This window comes from Carnobacterium sp. CS13, from assembly GCF_016653495.1.
Taxonomy (GTDB): domain Bacteria; phylum Bacillota; class Bacilli; order Lactobacillales; family Carnobacteriaceae; genus Carnobacterium_A; species Carnobacterium_A antarcticum.
In genome coordinates this window covers 882,856-908,274 of sequence record NZ_CP067364.1, presented here as the reverse complement: position 1 = coordinate 908,274, position 25,419 = coordinate 882,856, and the positions used below count along the sequence as shown (strand labels likewise).

General features: G+C 37.3%; 28 protein-coding genes, 1 other RNA gene and 2 other annotated features. Of the genes, 6 read left to right on the top strand and 23 right to left on the bottom strand.

Going from position 1 to position 25,419, the window contains the following annotated elements:
- Positions 1-132 precede the first annotated feature (132 nt).
- Positions 133-1,086, top strand: coding sequence for a diacylglycerol/lipid kinase family protein (locus JHE06_RS04390; protein ID WP_201089581.1), 954 nt, complete (start codon positions 133-135; stop codon positions 1,084-1,086).
- An 83-nt stretch (positions 1,087-1,169) separates the two neighbouring features.
- On the opposite strand, the gene recD2 is transcribed toward JHE06_RS04390, so the two are convergent.
- From recD2 to JHE06_RS04340, 11 genes are all read right to left on the bottom strand, one after another.
- Positions 1,170-3,686, bottom strand: coding sequence for an SF1B family DNA helicase RecD2 (gene recD2 / locus JHE06_RS04385; RefSeq protein WP_058918255.1), 2,517 nt, complete (start codon positions 3,684-3,686; stop codon positions 1,170-1,172).
- Positions 3,687-3,743: 57 nt separating this feature from the next.
- Complete coding sequence (locus JHE06_RS04380; RefSeq protein WP_201089579.1) at positions 3,744-4,427, bottom strand: tetratricopeptide repeat protein; 684 nt, start codon at positions 4,425-4,427, stop codon at positions 3,744-3,746.
- A gap of 135 nt (positions 4,428-4,562) precedes the next feature.
- Positions 4,563-5,687, bottom strand: coding sequence for a tRNA 2-thiouridine(34) synthase MnmA (mnmA, locus tag JHE06_RS04375; protein WP_201089577.1), 1,125 nt, complete (start codon positions 5,685-5,687; stop codon positions 4,563-4,565).
- Between the two features lie 227 nt (positions 5,688-5,914).
- Positions 5,915-6,256: a DUF1831 domain-containing protein gene (locus JHE06_RS04370; RefSeq protein WP_201089575.1), complete on the bottom strand. Its 342-nt coding sequence runs from the start codon at positions 6,254-6,256 to the stop codon at positions 5,915-5,917.
- A gap of 94 nt (positions 6,257-6,350) precedes the next feature.
- Positions 6,351-7,499 (bottom strand): cysteine desulfurase family protein, encoded by a 1,149-nt coding sequence (locus JHE06_RS04365; RefSeq protein ID WP_201089573.1) that lies wholly within the window; start codon positions 7,497-7,499, stop codon positions 6,351-6,353.
- Between the two features lie 152 nt (positions 7,500-7,651).
- Positions 7,652-9,934 (bottom strand): bifunctional glutamate--cysteine ligase GshA/glutathione synthetase GshB, encoded by a 2,283-nt coding sequence (gene gshAB, locus JHE06_RS04360; RefSeq protein WP_201089571.1) that lies wholly within the window; start codon positions 9,932-9,934, stop codon positions 7,652-7,654.
- Positions 9,935-9,938: 4 nt separating this feature from the next.
- Positions 9,939-10,178 carry a hypothetical protein gene (locus JHE06_RS12310; RefSeq protein WP_268905525.1) on the bottom strand — a complete coding sequence of 80 codons (240 nt, stop codon included), beginning with the start codon at positions 10,176-10,178 and terminating at the stop codon, positions 9,939-9,941.
- Positions 10,179-10,207: 29 nt separating this feature from the next.
- Positions 10,208-10,459 (bottom strand): hypothetical protein, encoded by a 252-nt coding sequence (locus JHE06_RS12305; protein ID WP_268905524.1) that lies wholly within the window; start codon positions 10,457-10,459, stop codon positions 10,208-10,210.
- 169 nt (positions 10,460-10,628) lie between these two features.
- A complete protein-coding gene (locus JHE06_RS04350) occupies positions 10,629-11,684 on the bottom strand; it encodes a hypothetical protein (RefSeq protein WP_201089569.1) in 1,056 nt (351 codons plus the stop codon).
- 123 nt (positions 11,685-11,807) lie between these two features.
- Positions 11,808-12,515: an LrgB family protein gene (locus JHE06_RS04345; RefSeq protein ID WP_058918247.1), complete on the bottom strand. Its 708-nt coding sequence runs from the start codon at positions 12,513-12,515 to the stop codon at positions 11,808-11,810.
- A complete protein-coding gene (locus JHE06_RS04340; RefSeq protein ID WP_058918246.1) occupies positions 12,493-12,906 on the bottom strand; it encodes a CidA/LrgA family protein in 414 nt (137 codons plus the stop codon). Before JHE06_RS04340 ends, JHE06_RS04345 begins: the two co-directional genes overlap by 23 nt.
- 193 nt (positions 12,907-13,099) lie before the next feature.
- On the opposite strand from JHE06_RS04340, the gene JHE06_RS04335 reads away from it, so the two are divergent.
- The 5 genes from JHE06_RS04335 (at position 13,100) to JHE06_RS04315 (ending at position 16,004) form a co-directional block, all read left to right on the top strand.
- Positions 13,100-14,377, top strand: a complete 1,278-nt coding sequence (locus JHE06_RS04335; protein WP_058918245.1) for a replication-associated recombination protein A — start codon at positions 13,100-13,102, stop codon at positions 14,375-14,377.
- Between the two features lie 90 nt (positions 14,378-14,467).
- Positions 14,468-14,655: non-coding RNA, 6S RNA (ssrS, locus tag JHE06_RS04330), on the top strand.
- A 126-nt stretch (positions 14,656-14,781) separates the two neighbouring features.
- Positions 14,782-15,066: a hypothetical protein gene (locus JHE06_RS04325; protein ID WP_058918244.1), complete on the top strand. Its 285-nt coding sequence runs from the start codon at positions 14,782-14,784 to the stop codon at positions 15,064-15,066.
- Between the two features lie 156 nt (positions 15,067-15,222).
- Positions 15,223-15,684, top strand: a complete 462-nt coding sequence (locus JHE06_RS04320) for a universal stress protein (RefSeq protein WP_058918243.1) — start codon at positions 15,223-15,225, stop codon at positions 15,682-15,684.
- A 140-nt stretch (positions 15,685-15,824) separates the two neighbouring features.
- Complete coding sequence (locus JHE06_RS04315; RefSeq protein WP_058918242.1) at positions 15,825-16,004, top strand: ATP-binding domain-containing protein; 180 nt, start codon at positions 15,825-15,827, stop codon at positions 16,002-16,004.
- A gap of 424 nt (positions 16,005-16,428) precedes the next feature.
- Here JHE06_RS04315 and JHE06_RS04310 read toward each other — a convergent pair whose 3' ends face one another.
- The 12 genes from JHE06_RS04310 to JHE06_RS04255 form a co-directional block, all read right to left on the bottom strand.
- Positions 16,429-17,622 (bottom strand): acetate kinase, encoded by a 1,194-nt coding sequence (locus JHE06_RS04310; protein WP_058918241.1) that lies wholly within the window; start codon positions 17,620-17,622, stop codon positions 16,429-16,431.
- Positions 17,623-17,644: 22 nt separating this feature from the next.
- A complete protein-coding gene (locus JHE06_RS04305) occupies positions 17,645-18,652 on the bottom strand; it encodes a class I SAM-dependent methyltransferase (RefSeq protein WP_058918240.1) in 1,008 nt (335 codons plus the stop codon).
- Between the two features lie 211 nt (positions 18,653-18,863).
- Entirely contained in the window at positions 18,864-19,199 is a 336-nt protein-coding gene (locus tag JHE06_RS04300) for a hypothetical protein (protein ID WP_058918239.1), read from the bottom strand.
- Positions 19,200-19,293: 94 nt separating this feature from the next.
- Entirely contained in the window at positions 19,294-19,578 is a 285-nt protein-coding gene (gene rpmA, locus JHE06_RS04295) for a 50S ribosomal protein L27 (RefSeq protein WP_058918238.1), read from the bottom strand.
- A gap of 29 nt (positions 19,579-19,607) precedes the next feature.
- Positions 19,608-19,943 (bottom strand): ribosomal-processing cysteine protease Prp, encoded by a 336-nt coding sequence (locus JHE06_RS04290; RefSeq protein WP_058918237.1) that lies wholly within the window; start codon positions 19,941-19,943, stop codon positions 19,608-19,610.
- A gap of 17 nt (positions 19,944-19,960) precedes the next feature.
- A complete protein-coding gene (gene rplU, locus JHE06_RS04285; RefSeq protein ID WP_058918236.1) occupies positions 19,961-20,269 on the bottom strand; it encodes a 50S ribosomal protein L21 in 309 nt (102 codons plus the stop codon).
- 15 nt (positions 20,270-20,284) lie between these two features.
- Positions 20,285-20,359, bottom strand: a sequence feature (ribosomal protein L21 leader region).
- A gap of 106 nt (positions 20,360-20,465) precedes the next feature.
- Positions 20,466-21,158 carry an amino acid ABC transporter ATP-binding protein gene (locus tag JHE06_RS04280; RefSeq protein ID WP_058918235.1) on the bottom strand — a complete coding sequence of 231 codons (693 nt, stop codon included), beginning with the start codon at positions 21,156-21,158 and terminating at the stop codon, positions 20,466-20,468.
- Positions 21,159-21,170: 12 nt separating this feature from the next.
- Positions 21,171-21,806: an amino acid ABC transporter permease gene (locus JHE06_RS04275; RefSeq protein WP_201089567.1), complete on the bottom strand. Its 636-nt coding sequence runs from the start codon at positions 21,804-21,806 to the stop codon at positions 21,171-21,173.
- 30 nt (positions 21,807-21,836) lie between these two features.
- Positions 21,837-22,646, bottom strand: coding sequence for an amino acid ABC transporter substrate-binding protein (locus JHE06_RS04270; RefSeq protein ID WP_201089565.1), 810 nt, complete (start codon positions 22,644-22,646; stop codon positions 21,837-21,839).
- 51 nt (positions 22,647-22,697) lie between these two features.
- Positions 22,698-23,498, bottom strand: a complete 801-nt coding sequence (locus JHE06_RS04265; protein ID WP_201089563.1) for an amino acid ABC transporter substrate-binding protein — start codon at positions 23,496-23,498, stop codon at positions 22,698-22,700.
- 95 nt (positions 23,499-23,593) lie between these two features.
- Positions 23,594-23,844: a binding site (T-box leader), on the bottom strand.
- Positions 23,845-23,868: 24 nt separating this feature from the next.
- The gene (gene minD, locus JHE06_RS04260) at positions 23,869-24,663 is read right to left on the bottom strand and encodes a septum site-determining protein MinD (RefSeq protein WP_058918232.1); all 795 of its coding nucleotides are present in this window, start codon (positions 24,661-24,663) and stop codon (positions 23,869-23,871) included.
- Entirely contained in the window at positions 24,663-25,385 is a 723-nt protein-coding gene (locus tag JHE06_RS04255; RefSeq protein ID WP_058918231.1) for a septum site-determining protein MinC, read from the bottom strand. Before JHE06_RS04255 ends, minD begins: the two co-directional genes overlap by 1 nt.
- Positions 25,386-25,419 lie beyond the last annotated feature (34 nt).

Below are 25,419 nucleotides of genomic sequence, written 5' to 3'. Positions count from 1 at the left end.
GTCGCTTTTTTCAGAGCAGACTCTATTTAACGCTATTTCCCTGTTTCTCTTTTGTCCTCACTTACTTTTTTTATTTATTTGGCTTATACTTATAAAATAAATCAACTTTCAAATGTACTAAAAGGAGTCCTCATGACGAATCAAAAACACTTTCACATTATCGTCAATGAACTAGCTGGTTCAGGTAACGGCAAACTCATCTGCGCGACATTGGTCAAACTTTTAACTGAAAAAAAGCTTACTTTCCAATTACATAAAACCCAGTATGCTGGACATGCCATTCAATTAACAACCGAATTAGCAAAAAAGATAGTAACGACTTCAGAAATAAACGCTCCTTTGTTAATGATCGTTGGCGGAGACGGTACCCTACATGAAGCAGTGCGAGGGCTTGGTGAGGAATACAAAGATATGCCATTGGCTTATATCCCAGCCGGATCGGGAAATGATTTCGCCAAGGGATTGGGCATTTCTAAAAAAACCCATGAGGCTTTAAGCCAAATATTACAGGCAACGTCTCCAAAAAAAATAGGTGTTTTACGCTATCAAGAAAAAATCCTGCAACAAGAAGGTTATGCTATCAATAACATTGGGATTGGATTTGATGCAGCTACTGTAAAGTACACCAATCAATCTTCTGCGAAAGTACGCTTAAACAAATACAAGTTGGGGTCCGTTGCCTATCTTGCATCTGTGACAACTGTCTTATTCAAACAAAAAGGCTTTCCAATCGAAGTTATCGCGGACGGCAAACAACAATTTTTCCCTAAAGCTTTTTTAGTAACGGTCAATAACCATCCTTATTTTGGAGGAGGCATTGGCATTTCGCCAAAAGCTTCTCCCTATGATCAGCAAGTCGATTTAATCGTTCTTCAAAAATCATCTGTTTTTAAAATTATTTGGTTGTTTCTGCTCATGCTCAATGGCGGCCGGCATTTGCAACACAAAGACGTCCATTCTTTCCAAGCCCGCCACATCCAAATACGGTCGACTCAACTGGAAGATACCCAGGCTGACGGAGAATTTTTAGGACACCGATCAGTTCATTTTTACTTTTCAGCGACAACTCGTTATTTTTGGTTTTAATTGTTTTATCCGTTCTTTTTTATTTTACGCCTAAAAAAATAGGCTTATGGACAACTAAAAAGTTTCCATAGGCCTATTTTTGTTTACGGGGTTATGCCTTCCATACCAATCATAGGGTCAACAGCATTTGTTCGAATCATTTCGACCGTTAAGCGGTAAGATAAAGAAGGCTCTTCTTCAGCTGTTTCAAATAAAGAGACTTCTTCTATCTTGGCCTGGACTGGAGCAGCAGCTGGTTTTGTTTCATTTGAACGGGTTCCAGCTGTCAGTTCTGTTTTTTTCTCTACAGACGAACGTGTTGCTGATGAATCAATCGTTAGTGGAGCGTCGTTGTCCTCCAGGAGCCGTTCTTTTAACGTCGTTAAGCGAGTTGCCGAAGATTTTAGAACACTTTCTTGAAAGGCGGAAACTTCTCCGCATAAAATCAACAGCTCGCTGCTTCTTGTAATCGCGGTATACAGCAAGTCTCTTCTGAGCATACGCCCATAATTTTGCACCATCGGCAAAATGACCATTTTAAATTCACTACCTTGAGATTTATGTATGGAACAACAATAAGCTAAGGTAATTTTATTCCATTCATTGCGTTTATAAGTCACTTCATTAGCATCAAACTGAATCACAAGTTCATCAACTTTATCATCTGCTTCTTTAGCATAGGTAATGCTGGTGATTTCCCCCATATCTCCGTTAAAAACATTTAATTCAGGATTGTTAACTAATTGAAGAATCTTATCTCCAATCCGATAAATCCGGTCATTGAACTTCACTTCTTTACGCCGTCCAGTATCATTAGGGTTAAAAATTTCTTGCATCATCTTGTTCAATGCATCGATCCCAGCCGGGCCGCGATACATCGGCGCTAGAACCTGAATGTCTTGAGGCGTGAATCCTTTGGCTTTCGCTTTTGCGACAACTTGTCGAATCACCTCTTCAATTTGGTAAGCGTAACAGTTAATAAAAGAACGATCTTTTTTATTTTGAGTAAAATCATTTGGCAACTGACCGTCTTTTATTTCATGAGCCAATGAGATAATCGATGAACCGTCTCCTTGGCGGTAAATTTCATTCAATTCCATATTTGGGATGAGTTGAGCATCAATTAAATCATGGAGCACTTGTCCCGGACCTACAGAAGGCAATTGGTTCTTATCTCCAACAAACATCACTTGCATATGTTCTGGTACCGCACGAAGCAATTGATTCGCTAGCCAAGTATCTACCATCGACATCTCATCAACGATCAAGAGGCCTCCTTCTAATTCACGGTCCGATTGTTCATCGTTATTGTTTTCTCGCCCATTCAATCCTAATAAGCGATGTATCGTACTGCTAGGCAATCCAGTTGTTTCATTCATTCGTTTAGCTGCCCGACCAGTCGGCGCGGCTAATAAAATCGGAAAAACTTTGTCGCTATAATCGTTTAAATCCAGTGATAGACCGTTTAGCTCGGCAAATAAAGAAACAATTCCGTTTAAAACGGTTGTTTTCCCTGTCCCTGGTCCACCAGTTAAAATAAACAAAGGCGATACTATCGCTTCTTCAATTGCTTGTATTTGAGAAGCTCCATAAGATATACCTAATCTCTTTTCTAATTTTCGTATTTCTTTTGGGATATCATGGGAGTTATAAGTAATTTCTTTTTTCCGTTCCAATAAGCGTTTAATTGAAGTATTGATGCCCCATTCAGCTGCATACAAAGACTTAATATACAATTTATGCTGGTCTTCAATCAGCTGATTTTCTTCAATAAGCTGCAACAACTCTTCAGCTAAAGCATCCGGATCGATAATAAACGCCCGACTAGATTCTAAGACTTTTAAACTTTCTTCTAACAAAGGTTCAGCTAAAGTATACGTATTCCCTTGACTTAAGCACAATTCATTCAAAGAGTATAGGATAGCCGCTTTTAAACGGGCAGGAGAATCAGCAGCGAAACCTAATTGATCGGCAATCGCATCAGCCTTTTTAAATCCGATATTTTCAATATCTTGAACCAATTGATAAGGATTTTCTTGAATGATATCCAGCGTTTCCCCTTGATACGTTTGGTAGATATTGTATGCCAGTTGACTTCCAAACCCATAACTATTCAAACCAATAATGATTTTTTCCATTCCGTCACTAGCCTGAATCGTATTGACCAACACTTCTCGTTTTTTAGCGTTTAAACCTTTCACTTCAGCAAGCACTTCTGGATTTTCACTAATCTTATCAATGGCATTCTCGCCTAATAACTGCACGATCGTTTCAGCCGTTTTTTTTCCGATTCCTGGAAATTTATCACTAGAAAGATAAGCTACTACTCCTGCAGCTGATGTTGGTTTTTCTTGTTTGTATCGATCAGCAGTAAATTGCACACCGAATTTTGGATGATCAACCAATTTCCCAAAAAAGCGATACGTTTCTTCTTCTTGAACTTGTCCGAAATTTCCAGTAATGACGATTTCTTTGTCATCATAAGTGCTGTTCGTTTCAGCAACTCTAACCAAAAGAACTTTGTAAAAGTTTGTGGGATTTTGATAGAATATAGCCACGACTTGCCCTACAACATAAGGCGTCTCCGTTGCAAATAAGTCTAAATTTTCTTGTTCGGCCATTTCCGTTCATCCTTTCTGCTTATGAACTCATTCCATTGACACTGCGACAACTGCTCTTCACTCTTTTGTTGGAGGTTGAACCATTGCTTCAATTGCTTTTAATTGCTGAATCCGCTCTTGGTGGCTATTTGGATTCAATGTAGATGATTGTTTGAAAAAAGCTTCAAAAACAGTGGGCGGTTCCTTTAAAGCCATCCCTATGAGGCCTCTCTTAAACCACGCTTCATCGTTATCAGGAGTTATCTCCATGACTTTTTCTAAATAATCCTTTGCTTCATCAAAGTGTCCTGTCTGCATTAAGCAATTGCCGATCAATAAAAAGAGCGCACTGTCTGGCTCATTTTCTATCTTTACCATTAAAAGATAGACCAATGCTTTTTTTGGCTCTTTTAATGAAAAGTAGCATTGTCCAATCATACGCGCAGCATCATTTTTCAGTCCTGTTTGAGGATGTTGGAATACTCGCGTGAAGTACACCAAGCTTTCAGTGTACCGTTCTTGTTGATAATATAGGTTTCCAAATGCATACAAAAGTGCTGGATGCTCCGGTTTCTTTTGAAGGGCTGTCTCCAAGACAGCTTGGGCATCAGCATATTTTTTTGCTACAATCAATATCATTGCCAAATTATAATAACTGTCGCTATTTTCAGGTTGTTCTTCTATTTCTTCAAATAATAATTGAATGGCTTCATTTAAATTTCCTTGTTCCCATAATTGAAATGCTTCATGGTTTCGATTCATTTCTGTCCACTCCTTTTGCAGCTCATATTATTTTACACCAAACTAGCAGATGTTTCTACCAAAGTAATGGTATCTTTTAAGGAAAACGAAAAAGACAGAAAAAAAGAGCAGTATTTATCTGCTCTTTCGTCTGTGTTAAATGTATTGTAATTCTCTAGTGTCATTATAAGCGGAATCAATCGTTCCTCCACCTAAACATTCCATTCCATCATAGAATACGACGGCTTGCCCAGGCGTGATTGCTCGTACAGGCTCATCGAATTCAACTGTTGCTGTTGTTCCATCTTCGTTTAAATGAACGGTCACCCCGGTATCCGCTTGGCGGTAACGGAATTTAGCTGTACATTTAATCGTTTTTGGCATTTCTTCATTGGTTGTAAAATGAATGTCTGTCGCATCTAAATGAGTTGCGTATAACCATTCATGGTGGAATCCTTGTCCAACGTAAAGAGTATTTGTCGCCAGATCTTTTCCAATAACAAACCAAGGTTCACTAGAAGCACCACCGCCGCCAATACCTAATCCTTGACGTTGACCAATGGTATAATACATCAAACCATCGTGTTGGCCTTTAATTTCGCCTTCTGTAGTTACCATATTCCCCGGTTGAGCTGGCAAATAAGTCATCAAGAATTTTTTGAAATCGCGTTCCCCAATAAAGCAGACACCTGTTGAATCTTTTTTCTTAGCCGTTGCTAAGTTAGCTTCTTCAGCAATTTTACGAACTTCAGACTTTTCCATTCCGCCTAAAGGAAACAACGTTTTAGCCAATTGTTCTTGCGACAATTGGTTTAAGAAATACGTTTGATCTTTGTTGGTGTCTACGCCACGCAACATTCGTGTTGCCCCTTTTTCATCGCGTTCGACCTGAGCATAATGTCCAGTTGCCACATAATCGGCGCCTAATTCTAGTGCATAGTCCAAAAATGCTTTAAATTTAATTTCTTTATTGCACATCACATCCGGATTGGGCGTCCGGCCTTTTTTATATTCATCTAAAAAGTATTGAAACACTTTGTCCCAATATTGTTTTTCGAAGTTTACTGAATAATAAGGAATCCCAATTTGGTTCGCTACAAGTGCTACATCGTTGTAATCTTCGGTAGCTGTACACATCCCGAATTCATCTGTATCGTCCCAGTTTTTCATAAAAATCCCCACCACATCATAGCCTTGTTGCTTAAGCACTAAAGCCGTGACGGATGAGTCAACTCCCCCACTCATACCTACTACGACACGAGTGTTGCTGTTGTCTTTCATACTATCACCATCATTTCAAATAGATTCTGAAAATCTTAACGATTTGAAGGTCGCATTTTTTCAGTCTTAATCATTATACTAACTTTTTGAAAGAAATCAAGAGAGCTGACTCAGCCTGTTTTTCCCCCGACACCTTTTTCGACTTGAGATAGTCAATTTGATCAACTCTTCAAAACTAACAAAAAAGAGAAAATAACAGTTGCGTCATTTTCTCTCACATTAATTCTTTAAACTTTTTCCACTATTCCTTGTTCTACAAAATCTCGCATAATGAATTCATATCTCTCACGTGCTTCACTGAATGCATTCCCTTTATAAATGTTGACCGCCTGCAATCCATTACTGGTAGTGACTGAAATTTTCAATTGTGTTAAGTCATTTGATACAATGATTTTTAATTTTAGTCCTGGTTTATTTTCAGGAACAACATCCAACGCCCGAATGTATTGAAAATTTCCTGTTTTTGTTTCTTCAAATCCATTATCGCGTAAAGTATATCGTTTCACCTCTGGATGGACTGCATATTTTTCATTGGAACCTTGAAGCTTTGCTGTTTTTGCAAATGCCATTTCATTCACCTCGGTTAGATTTAGTTTCACTTTAACTATACATAGGCTTCTTGCTTTTTACCAATACTGTTTAAACCTTTTTTATCTTTTGCTCTTACTTTTTTAATTTAGCGATGATCTTGATCAATTCATCTGCCAAATGATCGATTGACTGAGAAGTTGTCCCTAAGCCAAAACTGATTCGTATAGATTCAGAAATTTTAGGGTCGTCAGATCCAAACATAGCCATTAGGACATGACTAGGATCAATATTGCCAGCTGTACACGCTGAACCAGCTGATACAGCTATTCCAGCTAAATCTAATAACATCAAGAGTTGTTCTGAAGAAACACCCGTAAACCAAATATTCAGAATATGTGCTAGATGTTGTTCAGAACTGCCATTGACTTCAAAGGCAATGGCGGCTTTTTTTAATCGTTCCAATAATTGGTTACGGAATCCCAAATAACTCTCTTTCCGCTGTTCTTTTTCATTTTGAACGATTTCAACGGCTTTTTGAAAACCGGCAATCGCTGGGATATTTTCTGTTCCAGCCCGGCGTTTCATTTCCTGTTCGCCGCCTAACATAAAACTTGGCAAATTAATTTTTTCGTTGATATATAGAAACCCTGTGCCTTTAGGACCATTAATTTTATGACTCGAAGTAGATAATAAGTCAATATGACTAGATTTAACATCAATTGTTTCTAATCCATATGCTTGGACGGCATCCGTATGAAAATACGCAGTCGTTTCACTTTCTTGAATAATTTCGCCAATAGCTTTGATATCCATCAATGATCCAACTTCATTATTCCCATACATAATTGAAACTAAAATAGTGTCCGGTCTCAATGCTGCTCGGACTTGCTCTGGATCCACTAGGCCAAACGAGTTTACCGGCAGATAAGTAACTTCAAAACCAAGCGACTCTAATTTCTCCATCGGTCTCAAAACCGCATGGTGTTCGATAGTTGAGGTGATCACATGTTTTCCTTCTGTCATCCGAGACAACGCTGTTTCGAAAACAGCTGTATTGTCACTTTCTGTTCCGCCACTTGTTATCACGATCTCACTTGGTTTAGCGCCGATACTAGCAGCAAAAACTAATCGTGCATTATCTAGAATACGCCGACTGTCACGCCCAAAATTATGAATACTAGAAGCATTTCCATAATGATTTTGCATCATTTCATAAACTATTTCTACTACTTCAGGGTGTACCGGACTAGTCGCCGCATGATCTAAGTAAATATTTTCCATTATAACCCTCCCTGACCGCATTCTTTAATTCCTAAAATTCTACCACTAATCTTGTCTTTCAACAATAGTTGAATCAAATTGTCCTTTTAAAATCTGTAAAAACAACAGGCCTCCAAATGCATTAAGCTGGATGCCTGCTGTTCTTATCGTTCTTATTGTACGGCTTCTGGGAAAAGCATTTTTAAAATGCCGATCGTTAACGGGCGACCTTGACCTTCAGAAACAAAAGCATGCATATGCATAGCTGGATTAAAGTTAGCTTCAATAACTGTGTACCCCGGATTTTCTGGAGTAGATGGTTTTTGGTAATCCGGTATAATCAAATCTACTCCACAAACTTTAGCTCCAATGACTTTTGTCATTTCAACGGCTGCTTTTTTATAGCTGTCGTCAATAATATCTGTGACATCAATAGAATCTCCGCCAGTACTAACATTTGAATTTTCTCGCAAATAAACTCTGACATCTGCATCAGGAATGCTTTCAGTCGTATAGCCTTGTCCTTTTAACATCAATTGTTCAATTTCATTTAATTGTATTTTCTCTAAGGGAGCTCGATGGTCTGTGCCGCGAAGAACATCTTTATTTTTCTCTGCAACTAATTCTCTCACTGTGTGCTGGCCATCTCCGATAACATTAGCAGGTATACGCAATAAAATTGCCGCTACTTCATCGTTCAAAACAAAAAAGCGGTACTCTGTGCCCTCGATAAATTCTTCAACCAATACAGTGGTGTCTTCTTTAAAAGCAAATTTTATCGCTGACTGATAATCTTCAAAACGAGCACCTTCCTTAAAGATAGAAATGCCTACGCCATAATTAGTCGATTTTGGTTTTACAACAATGCCTTTATGCGCATATTGCCAAAAACCAGCATTAGCTTCTTCTTCAGTATGGTATTCTTCCCCTTGAGGTACTTTAAAACCTGCATCATTTAAAATCTTTTTCGTGACTGTTTTATTTTCCATAATAAGCGGAGCAATGTACTGATCCTTTGAAGTCATATTAGCATTTTTTACATACTCGGTATGTTTTTTGTAACTTAACTTCAAAAATTGCTCTGTTTCATCTAAAATGTCTATTTTAATGCCTTTTTGAATGGCGTCAGAAATCAACAACTGAGTCGACATCTCCATATTGGTAAAACCTTTCAAGGCATAAAACTTCTCAAAAGCTGCTTGTTTGTAATTATGAGCTAGTTCCAAGCCAAACGTTAGGTAAGAACCCGCTTCTTCGATCCCTTTGATCATTTGGCCAGCGAGTGTTAATTTAGGATCCAACAATTGTTTTTTTGCTTGTCGGACACACTCCAAGGCTGCTTCAGATCCATTCGTAAGTTGAATCATCTCTAACATTTCCTCAATTAAAGTTAGACCTTCCTCTTGGAATTCAGTATTTTCATAAGGGTGCTCCAAAGCTACAAAATCACTCATTTTTTTCCCTAACGCAACATCATTCATATCAGAAGCCTTATCTTTCCAGACCATAAACATACAAAATAGATGGATAAACTGCATGTCTTGTTCAGATATCCCATAAGCATCAAATGGATTTAAATCAAAAATGCGCAGTTCCACATAAGCAATGCCTTTTGTTAATAACTCGCGAGCTGTTTTCGTGCCACGTAATCGAACACCTGAATAAAACTCTCGTTCCTCGAATAATTTTCCTTCGTTTACTGCTTCTTCTAAATTTTCAACATAGTCCGTTAGTGTTTCAAAAGATATCGTTACATCGTCTGTATTGGCGTAACCATAATGGCTGCTGCGAATACTTCTGACATATCCTTTTGGTGGTGTTTCTTCATAACGCTCGCTCTTAAAAAAGCTTGAATCCGCTACTGGAGCTGCTCCTAAAAGGTACGTTAATAACCAACGGTAACGCAGAAAGTTTTTCGCTAACTTCAAGTAAACAGCTGATTTAAATTGAATAGGATCAGCGATATCAGTCTGGTTATGATAAAGCTCATCGATAAAGTGTTTATCAAATTCAAAATTGTAATGCACGCCACTTAACATCTGTTTGTTTTTTCCATATTTTTCCGCTAAATGGTTCCGGTAATTCACATCTTCAATTTTGTCTAGTTTTGCTATTGAAATGTCATTTTCTTTTGGCAAAACAACCGGCATACTCATTGGCCAAATATACTCATCATCTGCCATTGTTCGCAAAGTGACTTCATGGATAGCACTTAACCAACGATGGGTTTCGTATATGCTGTTAACTGGCGGTGTGATCAATTCTAATTGTGATTCACTAAAATCGGTTTGTATGTACGGATGAAAACTTCGATTCCCAAATTGTTTAGGATGATCAGTCAATGCTAATTCTCCGTTAGATAGAACGCGCAAGCCCTCTTTTTCAACTCCGTAAACAGCTTTATAAAAAGCTGCAGGTATTTCAAGTTCTTTAATATTTTCTTTTAATGTTTTCATTAAATTATGCCCTCTTCTTTTCGATAATTTGTTTTTCAATTTCAGCTTGAATTTTCGGTTCCGGTGCAAAATCTTTTTCCCAATTTTCAGGCTTTCTTACTTTGCCATCATGTTCGCGGTAATGAGGTTTTCCGTCCGGAAATAGTTTTCCCATGTTAGCTTCATGAACAATAGAAAAAATCGGATCAGGATTTACTCCCATTAAGACAAAGGAACCATAATTAAAATAATTGGCATCTGTCAATGCATCTACTTGTCCGATTAAACAATTGTCTATCTTTTTCTGTTCCGTGCGGTTTTAATTAAGGATGTATCAACCGTTTTCTGCCAATCCGACACAATTTTTTCGAATGCTGCCAGCTCTCCATCAACGCTAGCATAAAGAAATTCTAATATTTCTTCTGTTGAAAATGCTGCGCGGTTAAGTGCTTCATCTGGTGTCAATGCTGTTGGAACTGTTTTTTGCGGTTTATCAAAAACCGTATGAAATTCTTTTACTTGTTCAAATGCAGATAATTGGTTCATTTTAGCGACTCCTTTAATTCTTCAATCTTATCTAGTATAACTTACACTTTGCAGAAGAGAAACATATTCGTTTCAGTTTTCATGTAAAAGAAAGACTCTTCCCATAGAAGTTTGGCGGAAAACTCACGGTTAGATTCATTCGTTCACTAGCATTAAGATACAGAAACGGTCACTCAGACGGCTTAGTTTTCGTAGAATCTTCAGAAATCAAGTACTTTCTTAAAGCTGCATTCTCAGATTCTAGTATCTTTCGATTCATTTCTGATTCTTTCAAGTCTTGTTGCATAATATTTAAAAATTGGAATCGATCAGTATACGTGCGGTCTGCTTTTTCGGCGTCGCTTTTTTCTTTAAGCAGCTTTTTAAGATCTTCTTCAAGACCACTTATTTCTTCTTTTAAAGCATTATTTTGTTCGATCAATACCGTATTATGAAAAGCTGTTTTTTTCGTTTCTTTTTCTGTTTTGCCGTCTGTTAGATTAATGTAAACAAGATAAACGGCTAAACAAGCGATTAAAATAGGCACAATAAAAGTAGGATGCTGCAAAAAGGAAAGTCGGACAATACTGATACCAGTCAAAATAAAAATAGTTAGTCCAATTTTAAATGATTTTATTTTTCTTTTACTGTTCAATTCACGATAATACATCAGTTGATTTTGCAATTCTTGTTCTCTTAATTGATAGTCATCTTGTATTTTTTGTTGATTAAAAAAGAGTATTTTTTCTTTACTTTCTAAATTCTCTTTTGATTGCTCCTGATAAAATGCAAACCATTCCTTTTCTTTTGTCAACCGCTCTAAATCATGAGCTAAAGCAGCGTGGTAGTCAGCTCTCTCTTTGTTCAACTTCGCAGCCGTTTCTTTGCTTAAACGATCTGCTTTTTGTTTTGCAGCAGCTAGAATCTCATTTGCCTCATTATGCGCTTGCGTTGTCATTTGTTTTTGCCTTTGTTCGAGAAGACATTCATTTTCATGAATCAAATTCTTTAAGTCCATTAGTTGTTGTTGAACATCTCGATAGATTTCTTCTGATTGACGGTATGCTTCATTTAAAATAGCTTCCGCTTGAGCAGCAGTTTCTAAATAGTGTCCCTTTTCATCTATTTCAACTAAAGCGGGTTTTTGATAGACAGCTTTTACTTGTGAATTTTCCGTCAATTCTCCCACCTCTTCACCCCTAATAGTTTTTTGGGGTTCGTTAAAGGTTCCATTACTCTTTTTCATTGGCGAACCCCTTTCATTCAGTTATTTCTGATACCCGGCTTTACTTTTTTAACCGGCGTTTCTTTTAATTATGGCAAATTGTTATAAAAAAAGCGACTAACTTAGATTAACACACAAAGAACTTTAGAGAAAAAAAGACTGGATGACATTAAACATGAATGGAGCAACAAACACGGTAATTGCACCTGTCACACCAATGGCTAACCCCGCCATTGCTCCTTGAGCAGCACCAAGTTCAATAGCTTTTGACGTTCCAACAGCATGAGCAGCACTTCCTAAAGCAATGCCTTGAGCTATATCATCGGTGATTGCAAACCATTTAAAAATAGCCGGTGCCATCATTGCGCCCATAATACCAGAAACAATTACAAAAACTAGTGTCAAAGAAGGAATACCTCCCATTTTTCCAGATATTTCAATAGCTATTGCAGAGGTGATCGACTTTGGCATTAAAGAAGCAATCATTTTTTCATTTAAGTGAAAAACTACTCCCAAAATGCCCGTTAAAAACGTGCAGACTATAGTCCCTAAAAAAATTCCAATCAAGATTGATTTATAATGTTTCTTCAATAAATGAAAAGTATGGTACAAAGGGATTCCTAATGCCACCGTAGCTGGACCAATCAGCATATTCAGCACGCTGCCACCAACATAAAAATCGTCATATGAAATACCGGTACTCAACAAAAAAAGAATAATAAAAATAGTCGAAACGATCAACGGATTTAAAACAGGATAAGGATACCTCTGAAATAGAGCATGAGCTAGCAAGTACATGCCTATGGCCAAAATCAAACCAAAAAGCGGGTTACTTGTTAATTCTTGTACCATGTTCTACCACTGCCTTTCGCTTCTTATGATTTCCAGAAGGATGCTCTTCAAATTTTCTTTTTATTTTTTGAACCAATAGTCCAACAAAAATCAATGTGAAGCCAGAAGTCAACAATAAAATGATCAAGAGGATCCACCAGTTTTCTTTAATAAGGGGAAAATAAACCATTATCCCTACGCTAGCTGGAACAAACAAAAGACTTAAATTGCTTAAAAGAAAGTTTCCTGCTTTTTCAACTGACTTCACATCCAGCCATTTGAATTGCAGAGCTAAAAATAATAAGACCATGCCAATGACACTGCCGGGAACCGGCAAATCAAATCCTTTTGAAACCATTTCTCCTATAAATGAAAAACACAAAATAATAAATAACTGACGATAAATTTTCATTACCTATTCCCCCATTTAATCTAGTCCATAATAGCATAATTCTTATAGAATAGGGAGCCTCTCTGCTTGTCTGCAAGCGGCCAAAAGAAGTTTTACCGGTTTCGAAAAAGCAAACAAATGTTCTTAATCAGTAGAAGACTTTCCACTAAAATGGTATACTATATAGAAAGAATTTTTAAGGAGGCCTTCTGCTTTGAATAAACCGTTAGCTTTTCGTATGCGTCCGACTAATATTGACCAAATTGTAGGACAAACTCACTTAGTAGGCAACGGAAAAATCATCCGTCGTATGGTGGACGCTAAAATGCTGTCTTCCATGATTTTATATGGACCTCCAGGAATTGGAAAAACCAGTATTGCTAGTGCTATTGCTGGTTCCACCCAATATGCTTTTCGGATGTTGAATGCAGCTACTGATACGAAGAAAGATTTGCAAGTGGTCGTAGAAGAAGCTAAAATGAGCGGTTCTGTTATTTTATTGCTTGATGAAGTTCATCGTCTGGATAAACCAAAACAGGATTTTTTATTGCCTCACTTGGAAAATGGTCGTGTCATCATGATTGGGGCTACGACCGAGAATCCCTATATCACAATAAATCCCGCTGTTCGGAGTCGTTCGCAAATTTTTGAATTAAAGCCTCTCTCCATTGAAGACATTCAACTAGCTTTAATGAGTGCTTTAAAAGATAAAGAACGTGGACTAGGCAATGAATCTGTTGCTCTTTCGGATACAGCACTCTTGCATTTATCCCGAGCAACCAATGGAGATTTAAGAAGTGCTTTAAATGGTTTAGAATTAGCCGTTAAATCAACTGATCCTGATGAAACGGGTACCATTCAGATTACCTTAGATATTGTTGAAGAATGTATTCAGCGTAAAGCGTTGACTCACGATAAAAACGGCGATGCTCACTACGATGTTATCTCAGCATTACAAAAGTCTATTCGCGGAAGTGATGTTAATGCTGCACTCCATTATTTAGGCCGTTTAGTTGAAGCCGGTGATTTGCCAATTATTGCTAGAAGATTAATGGTCATCGCATATGAAGATATTGGTTTAGCCAATCCTGCAGCTGCTCAAAGGACCGTCACCGCTGTACAAGCAGCTGAAAAACTTGGCTTTCCGGAAGCTAGAATTCCTTTGGCTAACGCTGTAGTCGATTTATCTCTTTCCCCCAAATCAAATTCGACTTACGTAGCGATTGATGCTGCTCTCGCAGATATTCGAGCAGGAAAGAGCGGTGACGTTCCCGATCATTTAAGAGATTCCCACTACAGCGGTGCTAAAAAACTAGGTCGGGGCGTAACTTACCAATATCCTCATAGCTATCCTAGTGCTTGGGTCGATCAACAATATTTGCCTGATAAATTAAAGCAGGCTCTGTATTACCAACCCAATCACACTGGAAAATACGAAGACGCATTAGCTCAACAGTACGACAAAATAAATCAAGCGAAAAAGAAAAAATAACGCTTTCTTCATTCATTCTAAGCTGTTTCATCTTTGAAAAGACAGCTCAATCGTTTGACAGTATTATAGGTATATGCTACTATAAGGATAAGATTTCTGAGATGTTCGTCATGTCCAACATGTGTTGACCGAACAATTAATATTACCTTGGGATCCAAACTGATTCAAACTGATAGCATGCCTTTTCACTTGGTAGCTAGACGTTTGACAGCGGAGCCCACCTGCTAACTGCGGGTTCAATACAACCTGGACGTACCAACGGCATCACCGGATTTCTTAATTAAAGTTGAAAGACTTTGAAAGCCATTCTTTATTGAATGGCTTTTTTCTTTTCCCTGATGATACAATAGTTACAGTGCCCTTGGAGCGCAAAAACCATTAGAAGATAAAAAGGAGAATACATCATGCTCGTATCTATTTTATTTGGACTTTTCACGTTACTGCTTTTCTATGCAGCCTATTTCTTATGGAGCGGCAAAGCAACTGTTTTTATTACTGAATCTCAATCTGAAAAAGCTCGATTTGCTCAGAAATTTTTTTCTTTTATCGGAAGCTTACTAGCTATTAACGGATTTGCTACTGCTATTTTGGTTTTTTATCGTCCGCTCTGGCTTGCCTTTTCTGTATTAGGTGTAATCAGCTTTTGTATGCTTATTTTTATTTTTGGTTTAAATCGTTTAATGCCTTGATCTACAACTTTTGACTCTTTCATTTTTTCTTTTAAAGAGTCCCTTACTTAAATAAATGTAATTTCTATGAAAACGGATTTTTTTAGGGTACAATAACTATAAGAACAATCTATTCATCATCATACATTAAAATTTTATAAGGATGGAGTGGTTTATATGTTACAACAATACAATCGTATTTTAGTCGCAATTGATGGTTCAAAAGAAGCGGAACTCGCTTTTAAAAAAGCCGTTCAAGTAGCTGTACGGAATAATTCAACGTTGCTGCTTGTTCACGTTATTGATACAAGAGCTTTTCAAAGTATTTCTACTTTTGATGGTTCGATGGCTGAAAAAGCTAATGAACAAGCCAAAACTACTTTAGAAGAATACGTACGCTATGCTAAGAACCACCGTGTCGCAGATATTAGCTATTCTATTGAATATGGTTCTCCAAAAGTATTAATTGCAAAACAAATACCTGAAGATAAAAATGTTGATTTGATTTTATTAGGAGCTACCGGTTTAAATGCCGTTGAGCGGATTTTTATTGGTTCTGTTTCTGAATACGTTATCAGACATGCGTCATGCGACGTTCTTATTGTCAGAACTGACTTAGAGAATAAAAGGGACTCATAATTTTTTAACCCAAAAAAGGCCTTGAAAATATAACTTTTCAAGGCCTTTTCAGCTGTCTAATTTAAAAATCCAGGAATATTATTACCAAAACTGAAACAGAAGCTGAAATGCTTAGAATTCACTTAGAGGGTAATCTAATTGTGGATGTATTGCCGATTAGTTTATCAAAAGGTTTAGAATTTGATAATGTACTCATTTATGATGCTTCAGAAGATAACTACTCAACTGAAAGAGATCAAAAGATTCTTTACACTGCAATCTCAAGAGGAATGAAAAATCTTTTTATCACCTATAAACGAAAATTGAGTAGATTATTATAACCCTATAAACAGGTGGGCAAGTAAGTTAGTTAGTTAGTTAGTTAGTTAGTTAGTTAGTTAGTTAGTTAGTTAGTTAGTTAGTTAGTTAGTTAGTTAGTTAGTTAGTTAGTTAGTTAGTTAGTTAGTTAGTTAGTTAGTTAGTTAGTTAGTTAAAGTTCTTAGTCATTTTTTGCTCGCACCTAACAGATAGCTAGCAGAATAGTTACCCTTTCGCCTTTCAATTCATCTAAAAAGCGGCTAGTTAGCTCTATATTGTTTTGATAGTCATTAATTTCAAAAAATTGCGGCTTATTTCCTTAAACGGTTCTATCATTTAAGAATTACCAATGCGATTTAACAAAGAACAAAAAACACCTTGTTCCCTCTACATTCTAGAGCACAAGGTGTTTTCATCAAAGTTTATTTTTCTCTGCTAACTCTTTAATTACTTAACGCGTAGTCTTTCTACGTCACGAGCAATTGCAATTTCTTCGTTCGTTGGAATCAACAATACTTTAACTTTCGAATCAGCTGTTGAAATAATGCGCTCTTCTCCACGCACTTTATTTGCTTCTTCGTCAATTTTTGCTCCAAACCAATCCATTCCGTCAATAATGATTTGACGAGTTTCTGGAGAGTTTTCACCAATACCTGCTGTAAAGACAATTGCATCTGCACCATTTAATACTGCAAAATATTGACCAATGTATTTTTGTACACGGTTATAAAAAATATCTAATGCTGTTTGTGCTTGTTCATTGCCTGCTTCAGCTGCTTCTTCTACATCACGCATATCGCTAGATACGTCAGAAAGTCCTAATAATCCTGATTTATTGTTTAAAATGTAAATCATTTCGTTAATATCTGTAATGCCTAATTTGTTCATTAAGAATGGCAATAAAGAAGCGTCAATATCTCCAGAGCGCGTTCCCATTGTGATACCAGCTAAAGGTGTGAAGCCCATCGATGTATCTACTGATTTTCCACCTTCAACAGCTGTAATTGAACCGCCGTTACCTAGATGACAAGTAATCAATTTTGTTTCTTCAAGCGGTTTGCCCAACATTTCTGCTGCACGTTCTGATACATACTTATGAGAAGTTCCGTGAGCTCCATATTTACGAGCTGCAAAATCTTCATAATAACTCATAGGAACACTGTATAAATAATTTTCTTTCGGCATAGAAGTATGGAAAGATGTATCAAATACAGCTACACTTGTGATATTTGGCAACAATTTTTTAAATGCTTTGATTCCTGTAGCGTTAGCTGGATTGTGCAAAGGTGCAAATTCTGATAAGCTTTCAATTTGTGCCACTACTTCATCGGTTACTAAAGCAGAATCTTTAAATAATTCTCCACCTGCTACAACACGGTGGCCTACTCCTGTGATTTCATCGTAATTTTCAATAACGTTTAATTCAATCAGTTTGTCTAAAACCATTTGAATAGCAATTTCGTGGTTTTTGATATCTTCTACAACTTTATACTTTTCGCCGTTATATTTCGTAGTAAAAACGGAATCACTTAATCCGACCCGTTCAATAATTCCTGAAACGATTTCTTCTTCTGCTGGCATTTCGTATAACGTGAATTTTAAACTTGAACTACCTGCATTGATTGCGATTGTTTTTGACATAGTGGGTGAATCTCCTTTGTTTTTAATTATTTTTTTTATTCCAAGTTTCAACTTCCTGCATAAAGCGGAACATAGCTTGTTGATTTTTAAAATCAGGAATTTGCGCAAGCAAAACTTGTTTCACTTGTTTAGCATTATTTCCTTTTTTCTGAAGTAAAAGAATAGACTTGCGTGAGCTTTTTGTTTGAAATAATTCTTTCGGCAGATGAAGCATTCCTTGAAGATAAGCTTCTTCTTGAATCATTTTAGTTAACGCAGCAGCTGCTTCTGTTTCAAATAGCTGGGAAGGAACCAAAAACACTCCGTAACCGCCTTTTTTCAAGTAATGGATGCTTTGCTCAATAAACAAATGATGTGCAAAGGAGTGCCCTTCTTTCGCACTTGTCTTGAAATCTTTCGCACGCTCATCCACTGGATAGAAACCAACTGGCAAATCGCTTACGACAATATCTACCGGATCAACCAGCAGACCGGTTAAGGCATCTTGATGAGTCAGTTTGATTGTTTGTCCTTGTAATTCTGTATTAATCAAAGCCAGTGACAACAACAGATCATCATTATCGATTCCTTCAGCCTCAACTTCGATTTTCTTAGACGTTAAACCATTATAGACGGTTGATAATAAATTTCCTGTTCCAACCGCTGGATCCAGCAAACGAATAGCTTTTGCTTCCGTCCCAAGTACTTTCTCGATTAGATAAGTCAAAATAAATCCAATGGCATCTGGTGTCATTTGATGGTTTGCCTGCAGACTATCTTCTTTAGCACCCTTTAAAAGAGCCAATTGAAAACTTTTCCGTATTTCTTCAGGATCCATGTTTTCCAAAGATATTTCATGATAGATCTTATTCAGCATTTCCATTGTTTCATTTGACAGTAAATTATCTACTTGTCTTGCTTTCTTGTCATCAAGAATATTTTCTCCCGTTTCAGCTAGTCCTTCCAAATATGAAACACCTATATTTTTCTGTAGCAATTTAACAGTAGAATCTAATTTTGAAAATAAGTTTTCAATCTCTTTTTGAGACAATAAATTTAACCTCTTTTCTTTATAACATAGCCGTTTCACTATAAACTATAAATAGAGACAGCCTTAGAAATCTGTTTACTTATTTAAACTCACCTGTACTATTTTAACGAATAAACGGATAAACTTCAAGTTTGAATTTAACTGTCTGTAAAAGAAGGCCCTTTACGTGTTTGAGAATCCCACTAAAAAAGTGCTCTCATTTGCTGATTTATTACATTTTCAGCTGCGCATAAGCGATTACTCCGCCAATAATCACAGCCACCATTATGGCAATTATAAAATACTTTAAAGAAGTTTTCCATAATTGACTCTTTTTAGAATTGCGGTAACTAAAATTGCTTGCTGGTTTTCTTAGGATCAGATAAATAATCAGACCTGGAATCAGAAATGTGACCAGTGCTATCAGCACCCACAACCATCCGCGCATTCGTCTAGCTTCAGCGTCATAGTATAACCAGACCAAAAATTTAACTAAACCGATTAAAAAAATAATGATTACTGCTGCTGTAATACTAATCCCAAGAATTCCAATGATTAAATCACTCATTTTAACACTCCTTCTAAGAGAGGTCCGTTGCTAAAAAATTAAAAACTTAAAAAAAAAGCTCTTCTACGGAATAGAAGAGTTTTTTTATGTTTAATTATTGAGCAGCTGGATAAACAGATACTTGTTTTTTGTCGCGGCCTTTGCGTTCGAAACGAACAACGCCGTCGATTTTAGCAAACAAAGTATCGTCTCCGCCAATACCTACGTTAGTACCTGGATAAATCTTAGTCCCACGTTGACGGTATAGAATTGAACCACCAGTAACAGTTTGACCATCTGCACGTTTAGCACCTAAACGTTTAGATTGTGAATCACGACCGTTAGTAGTAGATCCGCCACCTTTTTTAGTAGCGAAGAATTGTAAATTCATTTTTAACATCTGTATTGCACCTCCTGTTTTAATCTGGATTATTGATTTATTTCGACATAATCAGGGTACTCTTCTGCTACACCGATTAAGGATAAGAGAAGACTTTCCAGAAGAATCTGTGCAATGTTCAACTGTTCATCATTGATTTCCAAAGGAAGTTCAACGTATAAATAACCACCTTCAACCTCATCGTTGGTTTCAATAAGAGGCGTAAAGCCGCTTAAAACAGCCAGACTGTTCGTTGTACCGATGGTTAGAGCCGATACAGCTGCACAGACAATGTCGTTTCCGTAAGTTCCTGACTCTGCATGTCCAGTAACTTCAAAAGAGACAAGGTCTTCTTTGTCATTACGTCTGAAAAATGCTTGAATCATTCACGAACACCACTTTCTTACGCGTTAATTGCATTGATCATTACTTTTGTATATGGTTGACGGTGACCTTGCTTGCGATGAGAGTCTTTTCTGCGTTTGTAGACAAAAGTCGTAACTTTCTTTTGACGACCTTGTTTTTCCACAGTACCTTCAACAACAGCTCCGGCAATAGTTGGAGCTCCAACTTTTGTTTCTTCGCCACCTATTAAGATAACTTCATCAAATGTTACAGTTTCACCAGCTTCAACGTTTAATTTTTCAATGTAAATCGCTTGGCCAACTTCAACTTTAATTTGTTTTCCACCTGTTTTTATAATTGCGTACATTTATTCGCACCTCCTTATTAGACTTAGACTCGCCGTTATGAGCGCCATTGCTGGTCTTGTATACTCATTCCCGCGCGGTTGTAGTTGTGGTGCTACACATTAACAACATTAGTAGCATACCAAAAAGCAAGTTCTACGTCAATCAATAGTTTTCATTTTTATTAAAAAATAAATTGGTTTTTTCCGAATAGAGTCCTTATTCTTTTTCATTATGGCCTGAAAAAATATCCGATGAAACAACTCGTGTGCCAAAAACTTTCGCAAATTCAGTATCGTGAGTCACAATTAGGATGCCAGTTCCTGAAGCAGCTATTTTTTGAATCATCTTTCCCACTTCATTAGAAGTTTCAGCATCTAATGCAGAAGTCGGCTCATCAAAACACAAAATTTTGGGATTCAACATCATAGCCCGGGCAATCGCCGCGCGTTGTTGCTGGCCGCCTGATAGTGTACGCGGATAAACATCTCTTTTGGCTGACAGACCCATTTGGCTCAATAACTCTTCAGCTTTTTGGTAGGCCTCTGACTTGGTCAACAACTTTTGAGAAACAGGAGCTTCTATGCAATTTTCAACTACTGTCAAGTTAGGAAATAATTGATAGTCTTGAAAAACCATACCAATTTGATTGCTGTATTTTTTCCTTTCTTGCTTGGATACGTACTCCGTCTTGCCATCTGGAGTTGCGCGACATAAGTAATGCCCATCAATAGAGATCGTTCCTTTATCCGCTTTCTCGAGTCCGTTCAATAAGCGCATTAATGTTGTTTTCCCGGTACCTGATTTTCCTACTAAGGTCACGATCTCATTTGATTCTATGGTGAAATCAAAGTCATCAATTACTTTTAAACGATTAAATTCTTTAGAAATGCCTTCTGCTTTAAGCACCATTTTATTTCCTCCTTAAAAGTTGAATTTCTTTTCAATAGCATTTAAAGCCAAAGTAATGACTCCTGTGATAAGGAGGTAAATCAGCCCCACTGCTGCAAAAGGAAGCAAGGATGCATAGGTGTTAGCCGCAATTTGACCTGCTCTCAACAATTCGCCCAGACCTAAGATATAAACAAGCGAGGTATCTTTCACAAGTGAGATGACTTCGTTTCCTACTGAAGGCAGCACTACGCGAAAAACTTGTGGAATAATAATGCGTTTAAATCCTTGGATTTTTCCGATTCCCAAAACTTTGATGGCTTCAAATTGACCTTTTGGTACGGATAAAATACCTCCTCTAAAAATTTCAGCATAGTACGCTGTATAATTTAAAATAAAGGCTAAAAGAGCTGCGGTAAAACGGTCAAACGTTATCCCTACTAAAGGGAGCCCGAAAAACACAACCATAAGCTGCAACAATAAAGGTGTCCCTCGCATCACATAGATATACACTTGTATGATCCAAGAAAGCCACTTTGGAGCATAAACGCGGACACAAGCGACTAAGAATCCTAAAGGTATAGTCGTAATAAAAACAATAAAAAATAAGCATAAGGTAGTAGTTAATCCATTCAGTAAAGCTGGCATAATATCGCTAATCAAATTCATTTTATCCCTCTTCCGTTGGTTAATTAAGGTTTATTCGCCAAACCATTTAGTCTTAATGGCATCGACCGTTCCGTCTTTTTGCATCGCTGTTAATGTAGCATTCAATTTTCTCAACCACTCTTTATCTGTTTTCCGTAAGCCAACGGCCATTTCTTCTTTACCGAATGTTTCCTCTAAAATCCGATAATTTTCTTGCCCTTTTTGCTTTAGAATGTAACGAGCATAAACTTCGCTAACTGCAACTGCATCACTGCGTTTACTGTCTAAGTCATTAAAAACATCATTATATGAAGGATATTGAACAATCTCTTCGTTTGCGAATGTGTTTACGATTTTGCTTGGGTCATTTTCTAACACACTCACTGTACTAGATGATTGTTGCGAAGCTACAGTCTTTCCTTTTAAATCTGCTAAGTTTTTGATTGGGCTATCTTTCAAAACAACAATAATTTGACTTGAACTAGCATATGGTTCACTAAAAGCCACTTTTTTCTGGCGTTCTTCATTAATAGCATATCCATTCCAGATTACATCAATCTTTCCTGTATTTAACTCCGTTTCTTTCATTGACCAATCGATGGGTTGAAATTTAAGGGTCAATCCTAACCGTTTGCCAGCTTCTTCAGCTAGTTCTACATCAAACCCAGTTAGATTTCCTTCATTATCTCTAAACCCCATCGGCACAAAGGTATCATCTAAACCAACAATCAGCGTTTCCCCAGCTTCCGCTGTAAATACGGGCTCTTTAACTCCTTGGTTCTCTTCTTCTTTGTTGCCGCAAGCCGCTAAAAATCCCCCTATAAGACACAATACACTCAGTAGTTTTACAATCTTTTTCATCGTGTTCTCCCCCATGTCTTTATCGTTATCCCTAAAAAAACAGCCTTTTATTTATTCAGCAAACCATTTGCTATAAATCTTTTCATAGGTACCGTCTGTTTTCATTTCTGCCAAAGAATCATCAATAGCTTTTTTCAATTTAACATCCGCTTTGCGCATCCCAACTGCGTATTCTTCCTTCCCAAAATCTTCTTCTAAAACGCGGTAAGCAATATCAGCGTTTTGCTTCATGTAATAACGAGCTAGCGTTTCATCAACTACAATGGCATCGCTTCGTCCCGAAGCTAAATCATTGAAGACATCATTATTAGACGGGTACTGTACGACTTCTCCATTTTTAAAGTCTTTGATGATATTAGAATCATCGGCTGTAATCGCATCAACTGCACTCGAGGTTTGTTGTGCTGCTACTGTTTTACCGGCTAAATCTGCTTTCTTTTGAATAGGGCTCTCTTCTAAAACAATAATGATTTGACTATTATCCAAATAAGGGTCACTAAATGCGACTTTTTCTTCACGTTCTTCAGTAATGGTATATCCATTCCAAATGACATCAATATTTCCAGCGTTTAACTCGGTTTCTTTCATTGCCCAATCAACCGTCTGAAAGTTAAACGTTACCCCTAAACGTTCGCCGACCTCTTTAGCTAAGTCAACATCAAAGCCGACAATTTCACCATTTGTATCACGAAATCCCATCGGTGCGAACGTATCGTCTAACCCCATGATAATTTCACCTTCTTGTACTAGCTGATCATAGCTATCTTCTTTTGCACTATTAGTGCCGCAACCAGCCATAAATAATCCTGCCATTCCTACTGTAACCATCATCTTCATTAATTTATTTTTCATTCCAGCCACTCCCTTTTTTTATAATTTTTTTATTTTTTACAGACTGCAGTTCTGTAAAAACAAAAAAGTCCTTTGATTTCCCGTTAAACAGGAAATCAAAGGACGATAGATTACTTTATCGTGGTTCCACCTTTTTTTGCAGCCTCTTCACAGAAAACTGCCTTATCACGTTCAAAACTACTAAACGCTTGTACGGTAACGGGTACACCCGAGTCAGTTTACTAAAAAATATGGTTCAACTGCCAGCTTAGAGATGTGTGTTCGGAATAGTTTCTTAATTGCTCGCACCACCCGCAATTTCTCTGCTTAAGTTCCTACTCTTACTTTTTCTCGTCATTGCTTTTCTTTATTGCTTCATACTATACCATAGTTATTTACGTTTACCAAACAATTTTGTCCAAAAACTTTCTTTTTCTCTTTTTAGCGACATCAATGGTACTGTTTCGCCTAAAATACGACGAGCTACATTACGGTAGCCTTGCGATGCTGGATTTTTTGGATCCAACACGATTGGGTCTCCTTTATTAGAAGAACGGACCACATCGTCGTCATCAAAAATAATCCCCAATAAATCGACTGATAAATGACGTGTGATTTCATCAACGTCTAAAACTTCTCCATCTTGCATCATCCGTTTGCGAATTCGGTTGATGATCAAACGAGGAGGCGCTAATTCCGTTTGTTCTAATAAGCCAATGATTCGGTCTGCATCACGAATAGCTGAAATTTCTGGTGTTGTCACCAGTATCGCTTCATCGGCTGCAGCAATTGAATTCTGAAATCCTTGTTCTATCCCTGCTGGACAATCGATTAAAACATAATCGTATTCTTTTTTTAACTCGTCCACGATTTCAACCATTTGTTCTCCGTTTACAGCATTTTTATCGGCATTTTGAGCTGCAGGCAATAAGTATAAATTATCATTGAACCGTTTATCTTTAATGATAGCTTGATGCAATTTAGCACGGCCTTCGACGACATCAATGATATCGTAAATAATCCGGTTTTCTAATCCTAGAATAACATCCAGGTTTCTTAAACCGATATCCATATCAATTAAACAAACTCGTTTCCCTTGCAAAGCAAGTGCAGTTCCAATATTTGCAGTAGACGTTGTTTTTCCCACGCCACCTTTTCCAGAAGTAATGACAATTGCTGTACCCATTATATTAATCCCCCTGTCACTTTACCTAAATTCGGTCGCATTTTTCTCAATTGATCTAAAGATTCAAAATCCAAGATATGTAAATCATTGATAAATGCAAATTCGTTTTTCTTGATTGCAGCATCTGCTATAGATTGATTCTCAATAATCTGTACATTGTCTGCTATTCGCACTTGTGCACTCGTGTGAAAATCTGCTACTACAACTGCAGCTGCATTCCCTTCAAAACCTGCGTGTGCGATACCATGTAGTTCTCCAATAATAAAGATGCTGCCGTTTGCACGAATAACTCCGCCAGGGTGGACTTTCCCGACAAAAAGAATATCTCCAGGTGCTTGAAGCACTTGGCCGCTGCGGATCGTTTGGATTTCCATCTGTAAACTAACAGCTTCTTGCCAAGCAAGAGCACTCTCATATGTAACCACAGCTGAATTAAACTTCTTGATTACAAACTGACTGTTGCTTTTTATTTTTTCTGTCAGCAACTCTTTTTCTTTGTCTGTCAACAACCGATTGCCAGAGAAAATTTCTAAATAGATTTCTTTTTTTTCTTTTGACGGTTCTTCTTTAGCTTCTTTCTTCGGATCCGGTTTTTTAGCTTCTGCCTTGATGTGTTCCAATAATTGTTCTAATTCTTCAATGATTGTAGCAAAAGAAGCCGATTCATCCAAGGTTAATACAAAGCCATCTTTATTCCCTTTTAATGTCACACTTTGTTTCACTTTAACAACTCCTATCAGCTCGATAACGAATGAG

What these genes read in the sequence shown, in the direction of transcription:
- JHE06_RS04390 (WP_201089581.1), top strand. Translation starts at nt 133, where the DNA reads ATGACGAATCAAAAACACTTTCACATTATCGTCAATGAACTAGCTGGT.
- recD2 (WP_058918255.1), bottom strand. Translation starts at nt 3,686, where the DNA reads ATGGCCGAACAAGAAAATTTAGACTTATTTGCAACGGAGACGCCTTAT.
- JHE06_RS04380 (WP_201089579.1), bottom strand. Translation starts at nt 4,427, where the DNA reads ATGAATCGAAACCATGAAGCATTTCAATTATGGGAACAAGGAAATTTA.
- mnmA (WP_201089577.1), bottom strand. Translation starts at nt 5,687, where the DNA reads ATGAAAGACAACAGCAACACTCGTGTCGTAGTAGGTATGAGTGGGGGA.
- JHE06_RS04370 (WP_201089575.1), bottom strand. Translation starts at nt 6,256, where the DNA reads ATGGCATTTGCAAAAACAGCAAAGCTTCAAGGTTCCAATGAAAAATAT.
- JHE06_RS04365 (WP_201089573.1), bottom strand. Translation starts at nt 7,499, where the DNA reads ATGGAAAATATTTACTTAGATCATGCGGCGACTAGTCCGGTACACCCT.
- gshAB (WP_201089571.1), bottom strand. Translation starts at nt 9,934, where the DNA reads ATGAAAACATTAAAAGAAAATATTAAAGAACTTGAAATACCTGCAGCT.
- JHE06_RS12305 (WP_268905524.1), bottom strand. Translation starts at nt 10,459, where the DNA reads ATGAACCAATTATCTGCATTTGAACAAGTAAAAGAATTTCATACGGTT.
- JHE06_RS04350 (WP_201089569.1), bottom strand. Translation starts at nt 11,684, where the DNA reads ATGAAAAAGAGTAATGGAACCTTTAACGAACCCCAAAAAACTATTAGG.
- JHE06_RS04345 (WP_058918247.1), bottom strand. Translation starts at nt 12,515, where the DNA reads ATGGTACAAGAATTAACAAGTAACCCGCTTTTTGGTTTGATTTTGGCC.
- JHE06_RS04340 (WP_058918246.1), bottom strand. Translation starts at nt 12,906, where the DNA reads ATGAAAATTTATCGTCAGTTATTTATTATTTTGTGTTTTTCATTTATA.
- JHE06_RS04325 (WP_058918244.1), top strand. Translation starts at nt 14,782, where the DNA reads ATGCTCGTATCTATTTTATTTGGACTTTTCACGTTACTGCTTTTCTAT.
- JHE06_RS04320 (WP_058918243.1), top strand. Translation starts at nt 15,223, where the DNA reads ATGTTACAACAATACAATCGTATTTTAGTCGCAATTGATGGTTCAAAA.
- JHE06_RS04310 (WP_058918241.1), bottom strand. Translation starts at nt 17,622, where the DNA reads ATGTCAAAAACAATCGCAATCAATGCAGGTAGTTCAAGTTTAAAATTC.
- JHE06_RS04300 (WP_058918239.1), bottom strand. Translation starts at nt 19,199, where the DNA reads ATGAGTGATTTAATCATTGGAATTCTTGGGATTAGTATTACAGCAGCA.
- rpmA (WP_058918238.1), bottom strand. Translation starts at nt 19,578, where the DNA reads ATGTTAAAAATGAATTTACAATTCTTCGCTACTAAAAAAGGTGGCGGA.
- JHE06_RS04290 (WP_058918237.1), bottom strand. Translation starts at nt 19,943, where the DNA reads ATGATTCAAGCATTTTTCAGACGTAATGACAAAGAAGACCTTGTCTCT.
- rplU (WP_058918236.1), bottom strand. Translation starts at nt 20,269, where the DNA reads ATGTACGCAATTATAAAAACAGGTGGAAAACAAATTAAAGTTGAAGTT.
- JHE06_RS04280 (WP_058918235.1), bottom strand. Translation starts at nt 21,158, where the DNA reads ATGGTGCTTAAAGCAGAAGGCATTTCTAAAGAATTTAATCGTTTAAAA.
- JHE06_RS04275 (WP_201089567.1), bottom strand. Translation starts at nt 21,806, where the DNA reads ATGAATTTGATTAGCGATATTATGCCAGCTTTACTGAATGGATTAACT.
- JHE06_RS04270 (WP_201089565.1), bottom strand. Translation starts at nt 22,646, where the DNA reads ATGAAAAAGATTGTAAAACTACTGAGTGTATTGTGTCTTATAGGGGGA.
- JHE06_RS04265 (WP_201089563.1), bottom strand. Translation starts at nt 23,498, where the DNA reads ATGAAAAATAAATTAATGAAGATGATGGTTACAGTAGGAATGGCAGGA.
- minD (WP_058918232.1), bottom strand. Translation starts at nt 24,663, where the DNA reads ATGGGTACAGCAATTGTCATTACTTCTGGAAAAGGTGGCGTGGGAAAA.